At 75.4% G+C, this 1,108-nt stretch carries 1 protein-coding gene; it reads left to right on the top strand.

What is annotated here, in order from left to right:
• The first annotated feature begins 3 nt into the window (after positions 1 to 3).
• The gene (locus ACIQOV_RS42465) at positions 4 to 954 is read left to right on the top strand and encodes an urease accessory protein UreD (RefSeq protein WP_401056626.1); all 951 of its coding nucleotides are present in this window, start codon (positions 4 to 6) and stop codon (positions 952 to 954) included.
• Positions 955 to 1,108: the final 154 nt, after the last annotated feature.

The following is a 1,108-nucleotide window of genomic DNA, read 5'->3' on the forward strand; positions in this document are numbered from 1 at the left end:
GGGGTGGCCCGGCTCGACCCCCGGCACTACGAGCCGGCCCGCGTCCCGTACGAGGTCCGGCGCCACGCCGGGACGCCCGACACCCTCGCGGTCGGGCGTCCCGGCAAGGTCGGGCTGCTGGAGCTGGCCTTCGAGCAGGTCGGCGGGCGCACCGAACTCATCGGCCACTACCAGAAGTCGCCGTTGCAGATCATGCGCCCGCTGTACTTCGACCCGGCCCGCCCCGACCTCGCCGTCACCTTCCTGATGTCCACCGGCGGCGGCATTCTCCAGGCCGACCGGCTCCGCACCGACCTGCGCTGCGGCGCCGACACGGCGGTCCACCTGACCACTCAGGCGGCCACCAAGGTCTACCGGATGGAGCACGACTACGCGACGCAGCTGGTCAACCTGACGGCGGGCCCGCGCGCCTACGTCGAGTACCTGCCCGAGCCGGTCATCCCCTTCGTCGACTCGCGCCTCTACCAGCGGACCGTCCTCACCGTCGACCCGGACGCGACGGTGCTGGCCGGTGAGACCGTCCTGGCCGGCCGGCTCGCCCGGGGCGAGCGCAACGCCTACCGGGTGTTCGCGTCCGACCTCGAAGTGCGGCGTCCGGACGGCGAGTTGGTGGCACTGGACACCGTGCGGCTGGAGCCCTCGCCGACCGGGGGCGGCGGGGTCGCCGGGCCGGCGGTGCTGGCCGGGCACGACGTGATGTCCAGCCTGTACGTCCTCAGCCCGCTCGCCCCGGCGGGCCGGATCGCGGACGCCCTGTACGAGGCCGTGGCCGACTGCGGTCAGGGTCGCGGTGAGTTGTTGTACGGGGTCAGTGTGCTGCCGCAGGACAGCGGCGCCTGGCTTCGGCTGCTCGGCTCCGACACCCGGGCCGTCGCGGCCGCCCAGCGCGCGGCCTGGGACGGGGTGCGGCAACTGCAGATCGGGGTGCCGGCGCCGCAGCTGCGGAAGACGTAGCACCGCTCGACGGTGGCACCGCCGGCGGCAACCCGGTCTCGCCGGCCGCCGCCGGTGGGACCGCCCACCGCGCCGGCCGCGCCGACGTCCTCGCCCTCGGTTCCCTGCCGTCGCCGGCGTCGTCCTGACCCGGCGGGGGACCCGCCCGGCCTGC

Source organism: Kitasatospora sp. NPDC091257 (genome assembly GCF_044757675.1).
Lineage (GTDB): Bacteria > Actinomycetota > Actinomycetes > Streptomycetales > Streptomycetaceae > Kitasatospora > Kitasatospora lactacystinica.